Origin of the sequence: Pradoshia eiseniae (assembly GCF_002946355.1) — a bacterium.
Classification (GTDB): Bacteria; Bacillota; Bacilli; order Bacillales; family Pradoshiaceae; genus Pradoshia; species Pradoshia eiseniae.
In genome coordinates, this window is sequence record NZ_PKOZ01000027.1 from 1 (window position 1) to 15,337 (window position 15,337).

The window sequence follows — 15,337 nt, forward strand, 5'->3', positions numbered from 1 at the left end:
ATTTGTGATATTTTAGGTGGTTTTTCAACTTCAAAGATACTTTTCAAGGTATCAAAGCACTACACTACATTTAAGTACAATACTTCACTAACTTACTTCATTCATTACAGGAATGCTGCCCCTCTAGTAAAAAAGCGACTGCTCTTATTTCGCAATCGCATCCGTTAGACAAAAATAGGGATAACTTTTCTCTCTTCATATCTATATCTGAATGGATCTAATTAATCCCTTTAGCAAGCCTCACATATTGAGCATTATTTTCATCTTTAATAACTACCCCAAGTTTGGCCAGATCCATTTGCAAATATTTAGCTTCTTTCTTCTTACCCTCTCTCAAGGTAATCTCCCTAGCATATAATAAAGCATTTATTTTTTCTGGAAAGTCAGGATGCCCTAATACCCATCTTTGGTATTGACCTTCATATGGGTCTTTTTCACACCAAGGATATTGAAAAAGATTAAAAGCCTCCTGTGCAGTCTCTTTTTTAGCATCCAAAACCTCTCTATATAACTGATTACTGCTTTCACCAAGAATAACTAACTGATTATAATCTATATAAATCGCTGAAATGTCCTTCTTATCTATGGTGTCTATCTTATCATCTATTTTTAATTGCAGATTTTCAAAGTTGATTTTAATTTCAAGGCTCTCGTTATATATTATCAAAGTCCATATTATCCCCACAATGATCCCTATAATGGAAGCCACTATGGAGAACCATAGGCTGTTCAATGATGCAATGAATTCAATAATCCCTCCCCAAGGAACCACAGGAAGTTTTAATAACAAATCTGAAATTACTGGTATAAACCAACCAAGCATTCCTCCTAGCACCATCGGAACCCAAAAGTATAGTTTCTTTTCGAACCTACTGAGCCCAAGAACTATTTCTTTATCTTTCACTTTTTCTCTCCTTTCATCCTATCTATCATATAAAAATAAGGGTTTTCAAACCCTCAGTACATTCTTATAAATTTAAATAATTTTGTTTTGTAAACATAGATTCTTAATATCTCAATTGCCGCCTTGATGATTGTCCTCTCCTGGCCTCTGCTATATTAATATCCCAGCTCTATAATATGTTTAGTTAATAATTTTTATGATTCATAATCCAATTAACGCCATTATACGTTGGATTTACTTTATTGCCACTCTAAAAGTTTGATTACTTTATTACTCCGTATTTAACTAATCTGCCCCTTTAGCTGTATAACAAATAAGAACTGAACACATCCCTTGAATCGAAGTAAAGCCCCATTAGCTTAATAACAAACTTTTCCTCCAGGCAATGTATATACGTCAAATCCATTGTCCCCTTGAAATGACCATCCCTCGAAGTAACTACTAGCGTGAAATAATTCAAAGGTCAGATTATCTTCAAACTCGATAATCAATATTAGCTGTTCAAAAAATGAAATGTTTAATATCTTCTTAGAAATGAGTAGTTTTTTTAAGTTTTTATGTGAAAATTTTTCAGGTTCGGACACACAATCTGTTTCACCTAATATAATATCTTTGCCTTTCCGAATTCTCCACGGGCATTCAACCATTAACCATCCTTTTTCAAGAATAATACCTAAAGGTTGATTTTCTTCGGTATTTATACTTGTTACAACTTGCCCGATAAAATAGCCAAAGTCTAATTTACTTAAATTCTCCATCGAACCAACCCCCAAAAACGTTTCTAAAGACAATAATTCAACAGCAAAGTTTGTATTCCTTCTTCCGCTAACCTGCCCCGTTTCTACAATAAGGAATTCAACAAAAAAGAGCATTAATCCTCCTTTGATCTGACCCAAGAAAGTTAGACACAAAAAAATTAAGCAACTTCTAAGATCTGAGTCCGGTATTCAATTGGACTTAGATCTTTTAATTTTTCCTTCATTCGTTTGTGATTATAATAATAGATATATTCATTTAATTCTCGTTCAAAATGTTCTATCGTCTCAAATTCTTGTAAATAAAGTAGTTCAGACTTTAATAAACCAAAGAAATTCTCTATGACTGCGTTGTCTAAGCAATTCCCCTTACGGGACATACTCTGTCGAATACCATATTCTCTTAATCTATCTTGATATTTATCCATCTGATAATGCCAACCTTGATCAGAATGGAGAATGAGCTCATTACTTGGTTGTAATCTTTTAACTGCCTCTTCTAACATCTCTCCAACCAGTGAATAAACAGGACGATCCATTACTTTATAAGCAATAATTTCTCCATTACATAAATCTAAAATGGGTGATAAATAACGCTTTTCGCCAAATAAGTGAAACTCTGTTACATCTGTTACCCATTTCTCATTCATGTTGTCTGCGTGGAAATTGCGATTTAGTAAATTAGGGGCTATTTTGCCAACTGTTCCACGATATGATCGGTACTTTTTCATACGTACTAGGCACTTTAAACCCATCTCATTCATTAAACGATTAATGGTTTTCTTATCAAAAAAGTGGTTCAATTTCTCTAATTCCTTTTTGATACGACGATAACCGTAACGACCCTTATGTTCATGGTAAATCGTTTCTATTGCTTGTTTTACTTCTAGATATTTATCTTCTCGATTTAGTCGTTTTTCCCAAAAATAATACGTACTTCGTGGAATGTCAGCGACTTTAACTAATTCCACGACATCAAACTCTTTCTTTAGTTCAAAAATTACTTGCGCTTTGATTTTGTTTGTAATTTTTCCTGATCTTGAACTAAAGCATTTAACTTTTTTAGATAAGCATTCTCCATACGTAAACGTTCATTTTCTGCTTGTAGAGCTTCTAGTGAGCCTTCTACCGGAGGTAGTTGTTTCAAATTCTTAGACTTAATTTCTTTATTCATAGATTTACGCCCCTTTTTCTTTGGCTGTAGGGCATCTATACCTCCTGTTTGAAATGCTATTCTCCATCTACGAACCATGCCAGATGAAGAAATGTTAAAAATCGCAGCAGCTTCACGAGAAGTTGTACCCGTTATCTTCATATAATTGAGTACATTAAGTTTAAACTCTACTGTATAACTTGTATATGATTTTATAAAAGCTTGTTCACCAGACTCTTTATAAAACCTAATCCACTCACATATAGCAGAATGACTCGCCTTTGTTTCTTTAGAGATTGCATTTATACTTTCATTTCCTTCTAAATACCTTAATACAATTTTTAATTTTTCTTCTGAACTAAATTTTGCCATAAAAACACCCCGTAAAAGTTAGATTGGTGTCTAACTTTTACGGGGCAGTTCACTTGGATCAACGCCCCAGTTAGCTTAAGCTAATGTACATAATTATTATATCTTAGATGCTTTCAACCAGGGCACTAAATTATCTTTTATTACCATACTGTCTAGATTAGACTCCCACTCCTTTATCCCTGCGAATGATTCTGCTAACTCAATTAGTGTGGAGTCGTCATATGTGATATAACGCACTGAGTCTCTTTTTCTTGGCACTGGCACCTTTATAACTGGTGTAGTCGAATATATAACTTTATATGTAAAGTCATTTAACCCATATCCAACGATACTTAATAGTGCGATTATTTTCTTGGTAAGTAAATTTTGTAATTCAGGTAACTCATCATAGGTGCCCTCAAAAAGTACACAAACTGGCTGAACTCCTTCATATTTCTCTGCAATTTGTGCATAAGCGTATGACCCATTAGATAATTTTATTGAGAAGATATCTCCTTCTTTCCATCTTTGTTTCTTTGGTCTCTTCCACTTGTTAAGGGCTGACTTTAATTGTTCTTCTTCCTCAAGCGTAAAAATTATTTTATATTTCTCACTTGCAAGTTCGTTTATTAAAAGAATTAAACTAAACATTTTTTCAGGGTTCTTTGTATAAATTCCTATGTTATCTGCTTCGCTATCAAAACTAACTTTAAGATTATGCTCCTTGGCTTTCTTTTTAATCTTTACTTCCGCATCATAATTTGTTTCACATCCGAAATAAGGTACAAAATCCTGAAAAATAGAAAACTCATTGGAATTATGATCAGGAAGATTAACAGTGATATGACTTACTTGGATAGAATTATTTTTGATGTTAATATTAAAATTCAAATCTTGAAACCACCTTTAAAATAACTATGGAAATTACTTCTATATTATTTCACAAAACTCCTTTATTTTTAGGGGTGAGCTTGTTCAACTAACCTGCCCCTATTGTTAAGTTAACTTAAAGCAACTATTTCAAGCAGTCTTCCTTTCTTTGAAAACATCTAAAATACCTCTGCCATCACTCTTCATAGATGACGAATGATAAAATGGAAGGAGATTAATAAAAGCCATAACAAAAGAAATATTCATAATTACATCGTAATAATATTGATATTCTGGATTACCAAATATCCAACATACTAGCCCTATTATTAAATTAAATAGAGGACCACCAAAATATACCAGAATTAATTGATAATCTTTTATATTTACTGGTAATTCCCACATAATTGATCCACGATAAAAGTCCTTTTTAATATAAAACCTTTTAAATTCAAAAAAAGTTTCACCAAACATACCAATACCTAATCCATTAACTTTCCCTCTAAATATTTTTACAAAGAAAGCGTGACCCAACTCGTGAATGATAATGGACATAAAAAATGAAATAACCAAATTAATTAAATTAAGAAGATCGTTATCAAGCAACGTCAATCAGACCAACTCCTGTCGTAAATATGCGTTTAACACCAATATTCGACAGATAAAGTAGAAAATCCTACTTCCGCTAACCTGCCCCTTTAGCAGCATAAGAAAAAGCCATCAATTTGACAGTTTTATAAAAGAAAAAAGAATGCTATTTTCAATCTTGGTCTTGCACTCTACCTGATATTTATATTTTTCAGTTGCTTCTTTAAATTCCATTGCTTTGGCTTTTCTTTTTCCCGAAACCACTTAGCTCCTTTTTGGATCCACTCTTCTCGATAACTTTCCAAGGTATATCCTAATTCTTCATCGTCATACCCTGGTTGAAATCCACAGCAAGCACAAATAAGGCTTACATCAGGAGTACCATTTATATATAAAGGCCCTGGTAAATAATCATAGCCACAAACTGAACAAACAAAATATCTCTTTTTTCTAAAAAACATTGCTTCACCTTCTAAAGAATCTGTTTTTTATATAGGCTGTTTTCTAAATGATTGTTGCTTTTGGATAAGCAAAAAGGAGGGGTATCCCTCCTTGAATTTTATGATGGATTGGGTGACATAACTGCCATAAACAAAAGGCTTTTACCATCAGGTGATATGTACATTCCTTTTGCATTTAGATGTTCTACAGCAAATGCAGTTAATTCGTGTGCCATTGCCTCGTCGCATTCAAAAAACGGCTTCGCAAAAATATCAAAACCTGATACCTGGTGTAATTCTTTAAGTGAAGCAGATTGTCTTCTTGCGTTATCAGTCATACTTTCGTTGCCCCAAGACCACATCCAGGTATCACTATTGCTGGACCAAGAACCTATAAAAATAACGTTAAATTCTAATTTAACTTCACCATCTAATTTAAATTGCAAAATACCATCTTCTTGACTATACCAATATTCTTCAAAACGACTAATACCGTAACTTTCCAAGAGTTCAGCTTGCTTCATCTCTAGTTTGTCATAACAATAATCGAGGTATTGATCAAATTGTATATCTGTCATCGGCATTATCTCAATCTCCGTTCAAAGAAAGTAAACTTCTATATTGTCAATTCTACATTAATTACATATATTCCTTGCGTTTCAAACCTTTTTATAGATTGAAAAGTTGTATCATTTGCTTTTTCGCAAGCTGAAATAAGCCTTTGCACAACTAGTTTTTCAAATCTTGCTTGATTTAGGTGAAAACCTGAAGAAGAAAGAAACAAACTATACGAAAACAGCCTTTATATAATATTTCTCTATTACTACCGAGATTCCCTCTTCCGCTAACCTGCCCCTTTAGCTAAATAGCAAAAAAGAGCTGATCCCAGCCCTTGTTATCGGATAATTCGCGTTAGTTTGTTTTATAGGTTATTCGGTTAAGTAGAATCCCATAATATGGTCCGTAAAAAGAGCATAACTTTCTAACTCAATCACATTGTCAGGATTTGCAAAAGGGACGATTTTTACATTGTTCAAAACAATTATTCCACTTTGATTTGTTACTTTGTTTTCTTTCATTAGTGGAAATATTGTGTCTTCAGATTTAAGTAAGGCCAAATCAAGTAATGGCAAATTGGTAAGGTTCGGCTCTTGAGTATTGATTTTATCCGCAATAATTAAGGAACTCGATGTAGTAATTTGAACCTTCCTCTTTTGATCAACTTCTTTCTGTAATTCGTCAGCAATTATCTGTGTTGTAACTATTGATAATTTTTTCATATCGTACATTGGGTTTAGCTCGTGACCAGTAAATGTAACCTCCAAAAAAACCGCCTCCAAAAATATGATTTATAGTTAAATTATAACATTTTTCTTTAAGGATAAATTGTTATTCAACTAAACTGCCCCTTTAGCAGCATAAGAAAAAAGAGCTGATCACAGCCCTTGCTATGGAGTAATGCCCCCGTTACTTTAAGTGAAAATTAATCACAATATCAACAACAAAAATAAGGTACCCCTCTTATGGACAGCTTATTTTCGTTTCTTTGTTGGGGGCTTGTTAGAATAATGTTCTTATTTTTTCTCTTATATTGTTTATAACTTTTTGTCCTGTGTTTACCTCAGTAAGAGTGATATCCCACATCACAGCATTTGTCGTTGGATTGGGGTCTTTGTTCACTATTTTTATGGTAAGATCATTTAGGCCATCTAAAGGGATTTGAAAATCCTCCTCGCCTGTGAATGATAACCCTAACGAATAAATGACTGTTCCGCCACTGATGAATTCTATGTCACTACCCTCTCTACTTGAAGCGTTAATTACATCGTCCGGTATGGCGACATATCCTGTTAGTTCTTTATATTTGCCATCTAAATGATACGTGAATTCATTGTTTTTCGTATTATTTCTACTATACAGATTTATTTGAGGCGTAACCTCTTTTCGTTCTACTGTAAAGCTGGACAAGCTTTCATCCCACTGTACAGACCCATCTTTTAAGATCAGTTCATTCAGAGCTGCGGTTTCCCCTCCCCCTTTTTCTAGATAATTATTGATGCCGCCAATAATTATAATAGTGCCGAGGGCAAGTACAATAGCCACTGAGAATATTTTGCAAATCCCTTTTGGTTTATCTCGGTCTCCGATGACTATTCGCTGTGCCGCAAATCCTACCGAAGCACCTAATGAATTAATGATGATATCGTCTATATCAAATGATCCCAAACGAGAAAGCATTTGTAGTGTCTCAAGTATTGTTATAGACAAAATAAAAAAGGTTATAAAACGTCTAAAACTACATCGAAACAGGAGTGGAATGATAATCCCAAAAGGTATGAACGCTACAAAATTCCCGAACTGAAAAAACCAATTTTGAAAGTCTCTTCCCATTGGATAGTTCAAGTTAATTCCCCCAGGTATTAGGTTAAATCGTAAACTAGAGTCTTGCCCTAGGGAACCTCTATTGAAACCAAGATACAAGAAAAAGAAGATCAAAGCTGTATATAATGTTAACAACAAAATCGTAATTTTTCGTAACTTCCCTTGATACATAATTACAATCCTTTCTTTTCTATAGAGTGAGTCTTGTCTACTATTTGATAGCCAGCGTCTTTTGCATCAGGAGAACTCGAAGCTTCAGAGGAACTTGAACATCCCTCTAACGCCACAATGATTACAAGCAAACTGAAACTCCATAACAACCCTCTCACACTAATACATTTTTCCTATTATAATAAACAGTATCGATTGAGGAGTTTCAGTTTTTATCAACTCTATTTTACTAATTCTTGTTTAGCTAACCTGCCCCTTTACTTCCATAAGGAATTCAACATAAAAAGACATTAATCCTTCTTTGATCAATGCCCCTGTTTTATTTTATTTTTGTTGGAAGCAATCTTCGCATATGAAAACCCCTTCGTTACTTAAATACGCTTTTAGTTCAGTTATCCCTTTTCGCTTTGGATAACGCATTTTTATATAAACAACCTCATCACCCTTGATTTCTTTACCGCATTTAGTACACTTAGGCTTTTCTCCAAACATTTATATCCCCCTTATAATCCCTAATATTCTATTATAGATTAATTCCTTATTTCACTAAACTGCCCCGTTTCTACAATAAGAAATTCCACACAAAAAGCCATTAATCCTCTTTGGGATTATGTTTACATCCTTATCCTTTTATTGATTATCGAGTTGCCGATTAACTTTGGGTGTTATTTGTGCTTGCTATGTGGATTAGATAACTCTTACATATGAAACCTTGTCCATGCGGGCAGGGTTTTTATTTTATATGCTCGTGAAATAATAATAGAATGAAAGAAAGAGAGATATACGGTTGTCTGCTGCTTGACGATAGTCAGTAAGAAGAGTACACTTTGTTTAACTTCATCTTATTATCACATTAGCGAACTAAAGTAAATTTATCATAAAGGAATGTTTAGGATGCCAAATCTTTTTATGTTTGAGAAACCAATCGGCATGCGTGATACATTGCCGGAATTATTTAGATTAAAAGAATCAGTTCGAAGCCGCATGGCGAAGGAGACAAAGTTGTATGGATATCGTTTCCTGGATACTCCGTCACTGGAGTTTTATGAGACTGTCGGTCAGGTGTCTGCAATCAAAGACCAGCAGCTATTCAAGCTTCTTGATAAGGAGGGGCATAGTCTTGTCCTTCGTCCGGATATGACCGCGCCAATTGCCAGGGTCGCATCCTCTCACTTATTGAAGGAGGGCAATCCTTTAAGGATGGCGTATAGTGCAAATGTATTCAGGTCACAGGAGAAGGAAGGCGGACGTCTTGCAGAGTTTGAGCAATTCGGCGTTGAAATGATCGGCGATAAGACCTTGTCAGCTGATGCGGAAGTCATGACTTTGCTGACAGGCGTCCTGCAAGCTGCCGGGCTCTCCCATTATCATATTACGATTGGCCATATAGCTTTCGTGCACGAGGTACTTCGCCATTATGGCGGAACTGAGGAGCGGGCAGGAGTCATGCGCCGATATTTATTTGAGAAGAATTATGTCGGGTACCGGGAATATGTGCAAGAGCTTAATTTGCCGGCGAACAGTCAGCAAATTCTAAACAAACTCCCTGATTTAAAAGGGAATGAGGATGTGCTCGATCTTGCATTAGAGCTGACAGAACAGAATGTAGGCAGTACAGCCCTCCGTGAATTGAAGGAGCTTGCGCATATGCTGAAGAAGGCAGGCATTAACAGCCATCTTTCCTTTGATTTAACCCTAGTCAGTCATATGGATTACTATACTGGAATTCTATTTGAAGTCCTTGGCGACCATGTTGGTTTTCCGCTTGGAAATGGAGGACGCTACAATGAGCTTTACAGGAATTTTGGCCAGGATGCACCAGCCACGGGCTTTGGACTAAGACTGGATCGTATCATCGAAGCGATTGGGGCTGTCGATGCAGAGGAGCCGCCTCTATGCCTCATCTACAATGAAGCAGGGCAGCTTGCGGCAATGGAAAAGGCAGCGGCTTTGCGAGCGGAAGGGAAAGCGGTTGTCACGCAAAACATCGCCGGGATAGCTCATCTCGATACATTCACTAGAAATTTCACAAATATTTCGTATATGCTCGATGCCAAGGAATTGGGGGGAGAATCATGAAGGAACGATTGACGGTTGCGATGCCGAAGGGGCGCATTTTTGACGAGGCAGTCGAACTGCTGCGTAAAGCGGATTATCAATTGCCGCCTGAGTTTGAGGATACGCGCAAATTAATCATTGAGCTTGAGCATGAACCGCTTCGCTTCATTCTATCCAAACCAATGGATGTGCCTACCTATGTAGAGCATGGCGTTGCTGATATCGGGATTGCCGGAAAGGATGTCATGATGGAGGAAGAGCGGGATGTGTATGAGCTGCTTGATTTGCAAATCAGTGCTTGTCATTTAGCAGTCGCAGGCTTGCCTAATACAGAAATGAGCAAAGTCGCTCCAAAGATTGCGAGCAAGTACCCGAATATCGCCTCCCAATACTTCCGAGAACAGGGGGAGCAGGTCGAGATTATCAAGCTGAACGGCTCAATTGAGCTCGCACCGATGATTGGGCTTGCTGACCGTATTGTCGATATCGTCTCAACCGGGCAGACGCTTCGGGAGAATGGCCTTGTCGAATATGCGACCATCAAGAAGGTGACATCTCGTTTAATTGCTAATCCGGTTAGCTATCGCCTGCACGAGCGGGAGATTACCGATATGGTGGCAAGACTCAGGAACGTACTCAATGTTCACGCATAGAAGGAGGGCATAAGCATGGAAATCAAGTCATTGCAAAGCGGATTATCTCTTAAGAGGACGGTAGACGGCGGAACGGATGCCCAGCGTGAGGCCGTTCGAAAAATCCTTCAGGATGTAGCAGCGGAGGGTGACCGAGCGTTAATTCGCTACACGGAAAAGTTTGATCAGGTGGCTCTTTCATCCTTAAAGGTGACGAAAGAGGAAATCGAAGAGTCACTTGAACGTTTGCCAGAGGGCATGATTAAAATCATGGAAGAGGCAGCAGGTAACATCCGCTCCTATCATGAGAAACAAAAGCAAAATTCCTGGGTCGACCTCGCGGCTAGCGGCACGATGCTCGGACAAAAGCGGACACCGCTTGATTCTGTCGGGATATATGTCCCAGGCGGAACGGCGGCTTATCCATCTTCTGTACTCATGAACGCCATTCCCGCACATGTCGCCGGAGTAGAGCGAATCGTCATGGTGTCCCCGCCGGGTAAAGACGGCAAGCTGCCGGCATCAGTGCTTGCTGCGGCTTCGATTGCTGGCGTGACCGACATCTATAAGGTTGGCGGTGCCCAAGCCATCGGTGCGCTCGCTTATGGGACCGAAACGATTGCGAAGGTGGATAAAATTACGGGACCGGGCAATATATATGTCGCTCTTGCCAAACGCGAGGTATACGGCGATGTCGATATTGATATGATCGCTGGGCCAAGTGAAATAGCCGTACTAGCCGACGAGACGGCTGATGCCCGCTATGTGGCAGCAGATCTTTTATCCCAGGCAGAGCATGATGCGCGTGCCTGCAGTGTTTTGGTAACGACGAGCCGTGAATTAGCAGAGCAAGTGAAGGCAGAGGTAGAAATGCAGCTTGAAAGCTTGCCAAGGAAGGAAATTGCGGCATCTGCTTGGGAGGAATTTGGCGGAATCTATGTAGCTGAAACGATGGAAGAGGCCGTAGCGGCAATTAACGAGCTGTCCCCTGAGCATTTGGAAATCCAGACAAAGGATGCGATGAATGTCACGGGTGCGATCAAGCATGCCGGCGCGATTTTCATTGGTGCGTATAGCTCAGAGCCTGTTGGCGATTATTTCGCAGGTCCGAATCATGTGCTGCCGACGAATGGAACGGCCCGATTCTCAAGCCCGTTAAATGTGGACGATTTCCAAAAGAAAACGAGCTTGATTATGTACAGCAAGGAAGATATGGAGCGTAATGCCGCCAAGATAGCCGCATTTGCCAGATTAGAAGGATTAGAGGCGCATGCGCGTGCCGTAGAAGCAAGGCTAAAGGAGGAGAGCGAATGATTAGAGAGGCACAAATCGAGAGAAGAACGAATGAAACGAATATAAAACTTGCATTCGGCATTGACGGGGAGGGGAAATCCGAGCTTGAAACAGGCGTGCCGTTTTTATCCCATATGCTGGATCTATTCGCCAAGCATGGGCACTTTGACTTGACGGTTGATGCAGATGGAGATGTCGAGGTTGACGGTCATCATACGACAGAGGATATCGGTATCTGCCTGGGACAGGCCCTCACGAAAGCGCTCGGTGACAAAAAAGGCATTAAACGTTATGGCAATGCATTCGTGCCGATGGATGAAGCGCTTGCCCAAGTGGTTGTTGACCTCAGCAATCGTCCGCATCTGGAGTTTCGGGCCGATATCCCAGCACCGATGATTGGGGATTTTGACACGGAGCTTGTGCATGAATTCCTTTGGAAGCTTGCGATTGAGGCTAAAATGAACCTGCATGTCATCGTCCATTATGGACGCAACTCCCATCATATTGTGGAGGCCATCTTCAAAGCGCTCGGGCGCGCATTGGATGAAGCGACAACCATCGATCCGCGTGTAAAAGGCATCCCATCCACAAAAGGGATGCTGTAACGAAAAGGGGGGGAGTAGCTTGATCGGCATTATTGACTATGGAATGGGAAATTTATTTAGTGTGAACAACGCATTGAATCGGCTAGGAGCAGAAACGATTATCAGCGGAGAACCAAAGGTGCTCGCCTCCTGTGAGGGACTGATTTTGCCAGGTGTTGGAGCATTCCCGGATGCGATGGCAGAACTTCGGAAGCAGGGGCTTGATGTCTTTTTAAAGGAATACACAGCAAGCGGCAAGCCGCTGCTTGGCATCTGCTTAGGGATGCAGCTCTTGTTTGAAAGCAGTGATGAGCATGGTTTTTCGACAGGCCTTGGATTTTTGAAAGGACATATCGCGAAGTTCTCTGGGATTGACCGGGAAGGGAATAGGTATAAGGTTCCCCATATGGGGTGGAATAAGCTTCATTTTCAAAAGGAGCATCCCTTATTTGCTGGGCTTAAAGAGGACTATGTCTATTTTGTCCATTCCTATTATGCGGAGGTGGGCAATCGTTCCGAGCTTCTGGCTACTGCTGCTTATGATGTAGAGGTTCCAGGCATCGTCGGTTATGGCAACGTTTTGGGAATGCAATTCCATCCCGAAAAGAGCGGCCAGATGGGGAAAGCGCTGCTCCAGAATTACATCAAGTTAGTCGAAGAGAAGGAGAGGCTTATCCAATGACAAAATCATTTACCATCTACCCCGCGATTGATATGAGGGGAGGGCGCTGTGTCCGCCTTCTGCAGGGAGATTATGAACAAGAAACTGTTTATGGTGATTCACCGTTCGATATGGCAAAATCCTTTGCAGAAATGGGAGCTTCATGGATTCATATGGTTGACTTGGATGGGGCGAAGGAAGGCTCGCTTGTGAATGATTCCTATGTTCTGAAAGCGGCTCAGGAGCTAAAGGATGTCTCCATCCAAATCGGCGGAGGAATCAGAAGTGAGAGGCAGGTCAACCATTATCTTGAGAACGGTGTGGCTCGCGTGATATTAGGGAGCATTGCTGTTAGAGAACCAGCATTTGCTGAAGAGATGATTCAGAAATATCCCGGCCAAATCGCCATTGGTTTGGATGGCAAGAGCGGAAAGGTCGCGACAGATGGCTGGCTTGAGACGAGTGAGTGGACCGTGCTAGATTTAGGGAAGTATTTTGCCGACAAGGGTGCGGAGTGGTTTATATTCACCGATATAGCTAATGATGGCATGCTGAGCGGCCCGAATGTAAGTGCAACGGCTGAATTAGCCCGTATTACCGGTAAAAATGTGATTGCCTCTGGCGGGATGAGTCGTCTTGAGGATATTGCTGCTTTGAAGCAGCATCAATCGGCTGGAATTGAGGGAGTGATTATCGGTAAAGCATTGTACGAAAATCGATTCACTCTCCCAGAAGCCTTGCTGGAAGCGGAGGGGAAAGCATGATTACGAAGCGCATTATACCTTGCTTGGATGTAAAAGAAGGCCGTGTTGTCAAAGGAATCCAGTTTCTCGGATTGCAGGATGCCGGCGATCCGGTCGAGCTTGCCCAAATGTATGATGACCAAGGAGCCGACGAGCTGGTGTTCCTCGATATCTCTGCCTCCCATGAAGGACGGAAAACGATGGTCGAGGTGGTGAAGAAAGCCGCCTCTGTCCTCAGTATTCCTTTTACAGTTGGCGGCGGAATTAACACTGTCGAAGATATGAGAACCATCCTCCGCTCTGGAGCGGACAAGGTTTCCGTTAATACGGCAGCTGTCCTGCGTCCGCAGCTGATTGCGGAAGGAGCTGCATACTTCGGCAATCAGTGCATTGTCCTAGCGATTGATGCTAAATATGATTCTGAATTCGGCGGCTATCGCGTGTACACCCATGGCGGACGAAAACCGACGGAACTCAATGCAATTGACTGGGCCAAACAGGCCGTGGCACTAGGCGCTGGAGAGATTCTCCTTACCAGTATGGATAAGGACGGTGAAAAAAGCGGGTTCCATCTCGAATTGACACGTGCGGTCAGCGAAGCTGTGACCGTGCCTGTTATTGCCTCAGGAGGAGCGGGAGGCATGGAGGATTTCGCTCCAGTCTTCACCGAAGGAAAAGCCGATGCGGCGCTTGCGGCGTCAATCTTTCATTATAAAGAAACAAGTGTTCAAGAAGTGAAAAGCAGACTGAAAGAACAAGGGGTGCATGTAAGATGAACGGATTGAAATTTGACGAAGCCGGGCTGCTGCCTGCGATTGTCCAAGACGCAAATACGAAAGAGGTACTAACGCTTGCCTACATGAATGAGGAGTCTTTGGCGAAAACGCTTGAAACGCGAGAAACCTGGTTCTACAGCCGTTCCCGCAAGGAGCTATGGCATAAAGGAGAAACGAGCGGAAACACGCAAAAGGTGCAGGAAATCATGTATGACTGTGACAAGGACGCCCTCGTTGTAAAGGTCATCCCGACCGGTCCGGCCTGCCATACCGGCACTGTCAGCTGTTTCACAGAGAAGCTGCTTGAAGGTGAGGAACTGGAAGCCTCAGGGGCAGCGGGGTCTAGCTACCTTAATGAGCTTGAACGGATCATTGCCCGCCGCGATGCCGAACGTCCAGAAGGCTCTTATACCACCTACCTTTTCGAAGAAGGTGTCGATAAAATCCTGAAAAAAGTTGGTGAAGAAGCCGCAGAGGTCATCATCGCAGCCAAAAACCGCGATGTGAATGAATTGAAATGGGAAGTATCCGATCTCTTCTTCCATGTGCTTGTCCTCTTACGTGAACAAGGATTGCCCTATTCCGAAATTGAAAAGAATCTGCGTGAACGACATGCAGATAAGATTCAAAACAAAGACTTTAAAGGCTGAAATTTTGCCTTTGGAGTCTTTTTTTCTTTGGGGAAGCGAGGTGATGCCCACCCTTGTCCCATGCAAGTGGTATGAAGGGTGGGGAAATGGTGGCCGGAAGGTGGGAGAAGCCAGGCAAAGCCCACCCTATGCCCATGCAAAGGGTATGAAGGATGGGACAAGGGTGGGCAAAAGGCGGGAGAAGCCAGGCAATGCCCACCCTATGCCCATGCAAGTGGTATGAAGGGTGGGGAAATGGTGGCCGGAAGGGATTAAGTCCATATAATTGTGTAAATAAAAAGAGTCATTTTATTCACTCTTGGAAACAATGTTTTTTATCCCAAAAA

Annotated in this window: 19 protein-coding genes; 9 read left to right on the forward strand and 10 right to left on the reverse strand. The window is 40.7% G+C overall.

All coding sequences use genetic code 11. The features are described from left to right. Positions 1-217: 217 nt before the first annotated feature. From CYL18_RS18515 to CYL18_RS18560, 10 genes are all read right to left on the reverse strand, one after another. On the reverse strand, positions 218-904 hold the full coding sequence (locus tag CYL18_RS18515) for a YqeB family protein (RefSeq protein WP_049672233.1): 687 nt from the start codon (positions 902-904) through the stop codon (positions 218-220). A gap of 359 nt (positions 905-1,263) precedes the next feature. Continuing rightward, positions 1,264-1,776, reverse strand: a complete 513-nt coding sequence (locus CYL18_RS18520) for a hypothetical protein (protein WP_236636525.1) — start codon at positions 1,774-1,776, stop codon at positions 1,264-1,266. 44 nt (positions 1,777-1,820) lie between these two features. Continuing rightward, a protein-coding gene (locus tag CYL18_RS18525; RefSeq protein ID WP_104850944.1) for an IS3 family transposase occupies positions 1,821-3,184 on the reverse strand; the annotation gives its coding sequence in 2 pieces (ribosomal slippage) (positions 1,821-2,725 and positions 2,725-3,184; 1,365 coding nt in all). 96 nt (positions 3,185-3,280) lie between these two features. Further along, positions 3,281-4,054 carry a hypothetical protein gene (locus CYL18_RS18530; RefSeq protein WP_104850945.1) on the reverse strand — a complete coding sequence of 258 codons (774 nt, stop codon included), beginning with the start codon at positions 4,052-4,054 and terminating at the stop codon, positions 3,281-3,283. Between the two features lie 129 nt (positions 4,055-4,183). After that, entirely contained in the window at positions 4,184-4,645 is a 462-nt protein-coding gene (locus CYL18_RS18535) for a site-2 protease family protein (protein WP_104850946.1), read from the reverse strand. A gap of 167 nt (positions 4,646-4,812) precedes the next feature. After that, positions 4,813-5,082 carry a hypothetical protein gene (locus tag CYL18_RS18540; protein WP_104850947.1) on the reverse strand — a complete coding sequence of 90 codons (270 nt, stop codon included), beginning with the start codon at positions 5,080-5,082 and terminating at the stop codon, positions 4,813-4,815. Positions 5,083-5,180: 98 nt separating this feature from the next. Then, positions 5,181-5,645, reverse strand: coding sequence for a DUF6882 domain-containing protein (locus CYL18_RS18545; protein WP_104850948.1), 465 nt, complete (start codon positions 5,643-5,645; stop codon positions 5,181-5,183). 345 nt (positions 5,646-5,990) lie between these two features. Further along, complete coding sequence (locus CYL18_RS18550; protein ID WP_104850949.1) at positions 5,991-6,386, reverse strand: hypothetical protein; 396 nt, start codon at positions 6,384-6,386, stop codon at positions 5,991-5,993. A gap of 235 nt (positions 6,387-6,621) precedes the next feature. Further along, positions 6,622-7,614, reverse strand: a complete 993-nt coding sequence (locus CYL18_RS18555; protein WP_104850950.1) for a VanZ family protein — start codon at positions 7,612-7,614, stop codon at positions 6,622-6,624. Positions 7,615-7,938: 324 nt separating this feature from the next. Then, complete coding sequence (locus CYL18_RS18560; RefSeq protein WP_104850951.1) at positions 7,939-8,106, reverse strand: Fe3+ hydroxamate ABC transporter substrate-binding protein; 168 nt, start codon at positions 8,104-8,106, stop codon at positions 7,939-7,941. A 402-nt stretch (positions 8,107-8,508) separates the two neighbouring features. Between CYL18_RS18560 and CYL18_RS18565 the strand changes: the two genes are divergently transcribed. From CYL18_RS18565 to CYL18_RS19655, 9 genes are all read left to right on the forward strand, one after another. Continuing rightward, on the forward strand, positions 8,509-9,693 hold the full coding sequence (locus CYL18_RS18565; protein WP_104850952.1) for an ATP phosphoribosyltransferase regulatory subunit: 1,185 nt from the start codon (positions 8,509-8,511) through the stop codon (positions 9,691-9,693). Further along, positions 9,690-10,325 carry an ATP phosphoribosyltransferase gene (hisG, locus tag CYL18_RS18570; protein WP_104850953.1) on the forward strand — a complete coding sequence of 212 codons (636 nt, stop codon included), beginning with the start codon at positions 9,690-9,692 and terminating at the stop codon, positions 10,323-10,325. Before CYL18_RS18565 ends, hisG begins: the two co-directional genes overlap by 4 nt. Positions 10,326-10,340: 15 nt before the next feature. Next, the gene (gene hisD, locus CYL18_RS18575; RefSeq protein ID WP_104850954.1) at positions 10,341-11,618 is read left to right on the forward strand and encodes a histidinol dehydrogenase; all 1,278 of its coding nucleotides are present in this window, start codon (positions 10,341-10,343) and stop codon (positions 11,616-11,618) included. Continuing rightward, complete coding sequence (gene hisB / locus CYL18_RS18580; protein WP_104850955.1) at positions 11,615-12,202, forward strand: imidazoleglycerol-phosphate dehydratase HisB; 588 nt, start codon at positions 11,615-11,617, stop codon at positions 12,200-12,202. The genes hisD and hisB overlap by 4 nt, the downstream gene beginning before the upstream one ends. A 19-nt stretch (positions 12,203-12,221) precedes the next feature. Continuing rightward, on the forward strand, positions 12,222-12,863 hold the full coding sequence (gene hisH, locus CYL18_RS18585) for an imidazole glycerol phosphate synthase subunit HisH (protein ID WP_104850956.1): 642 nt from the start codon (positions 12,222-12,224) through the stop codon (positions 12,861-12,863). Continuing rightward, positions 12,860-13,606, forward strand: a complete 747-nt coding sequence (gene hisA / locus CYL18_RS18590) for a 1-(5-phosphoribosyl)-5-[(5-phosphoribosylamino)methylideneamino]imidazole-4-carboxamide isomerase (RefSeq protein WP_104850957.1) — start codon at positions 12,860-12,862, stop codon at positions 13,604-13,606. The genes hisH and hisA overlap by 4 nt, the downstream gene beginning before the upstream one ends. Further along, positions 13,603-14,361 carry an imidazole glycerol phosphate synthase subunit HisF gene (gene hisF / locus CYL18_RS18595; RefSeq protein WP_104850958.1) on the forward strand — a complete coding sequence of 253 codons (759 nt, stop codon included), beginning with the start codon at positions 13,603-13,605 and terminating at the stop codon, positions 14,359-14,361. Before hisA ends, hisF begins: the two co-directional genes overlap by 4 nt. After that, positions 14,358-15,011 carry a bifunctional phosphoribosyl-AMP cyclohydrolase/phosphoribosyl-ATP diphosphatase HisIE gene (hisIE, locus tag CYL18_RS18600; RefSeq protein ID WP_104850959.1) on the forward strand — a complete coding sequence of 218 codons (654 nt, stop codon included), beginning with the start codon at positions 14,358-14,360 and terminating at the stop codon, positions 15,009-15,011. The genes hisF and hisIE overlap by 4 nt, the downstream gene beginning before the upstream one ends. Positions 15,012-15,111: 100 nt before the next feature. After that, positions 15,112-15,234, forward strand: a complete 123-nt coding sequence (locus CYL18_RS19655; protein WP_269089204.1) for a hypothetical protein — start codon at positions 15,112-15,114, stop codon at positions 15,232-15,234. The last annotated feature ends 103 nt before the right edge of the window (positions 15,235-15,337 follow it).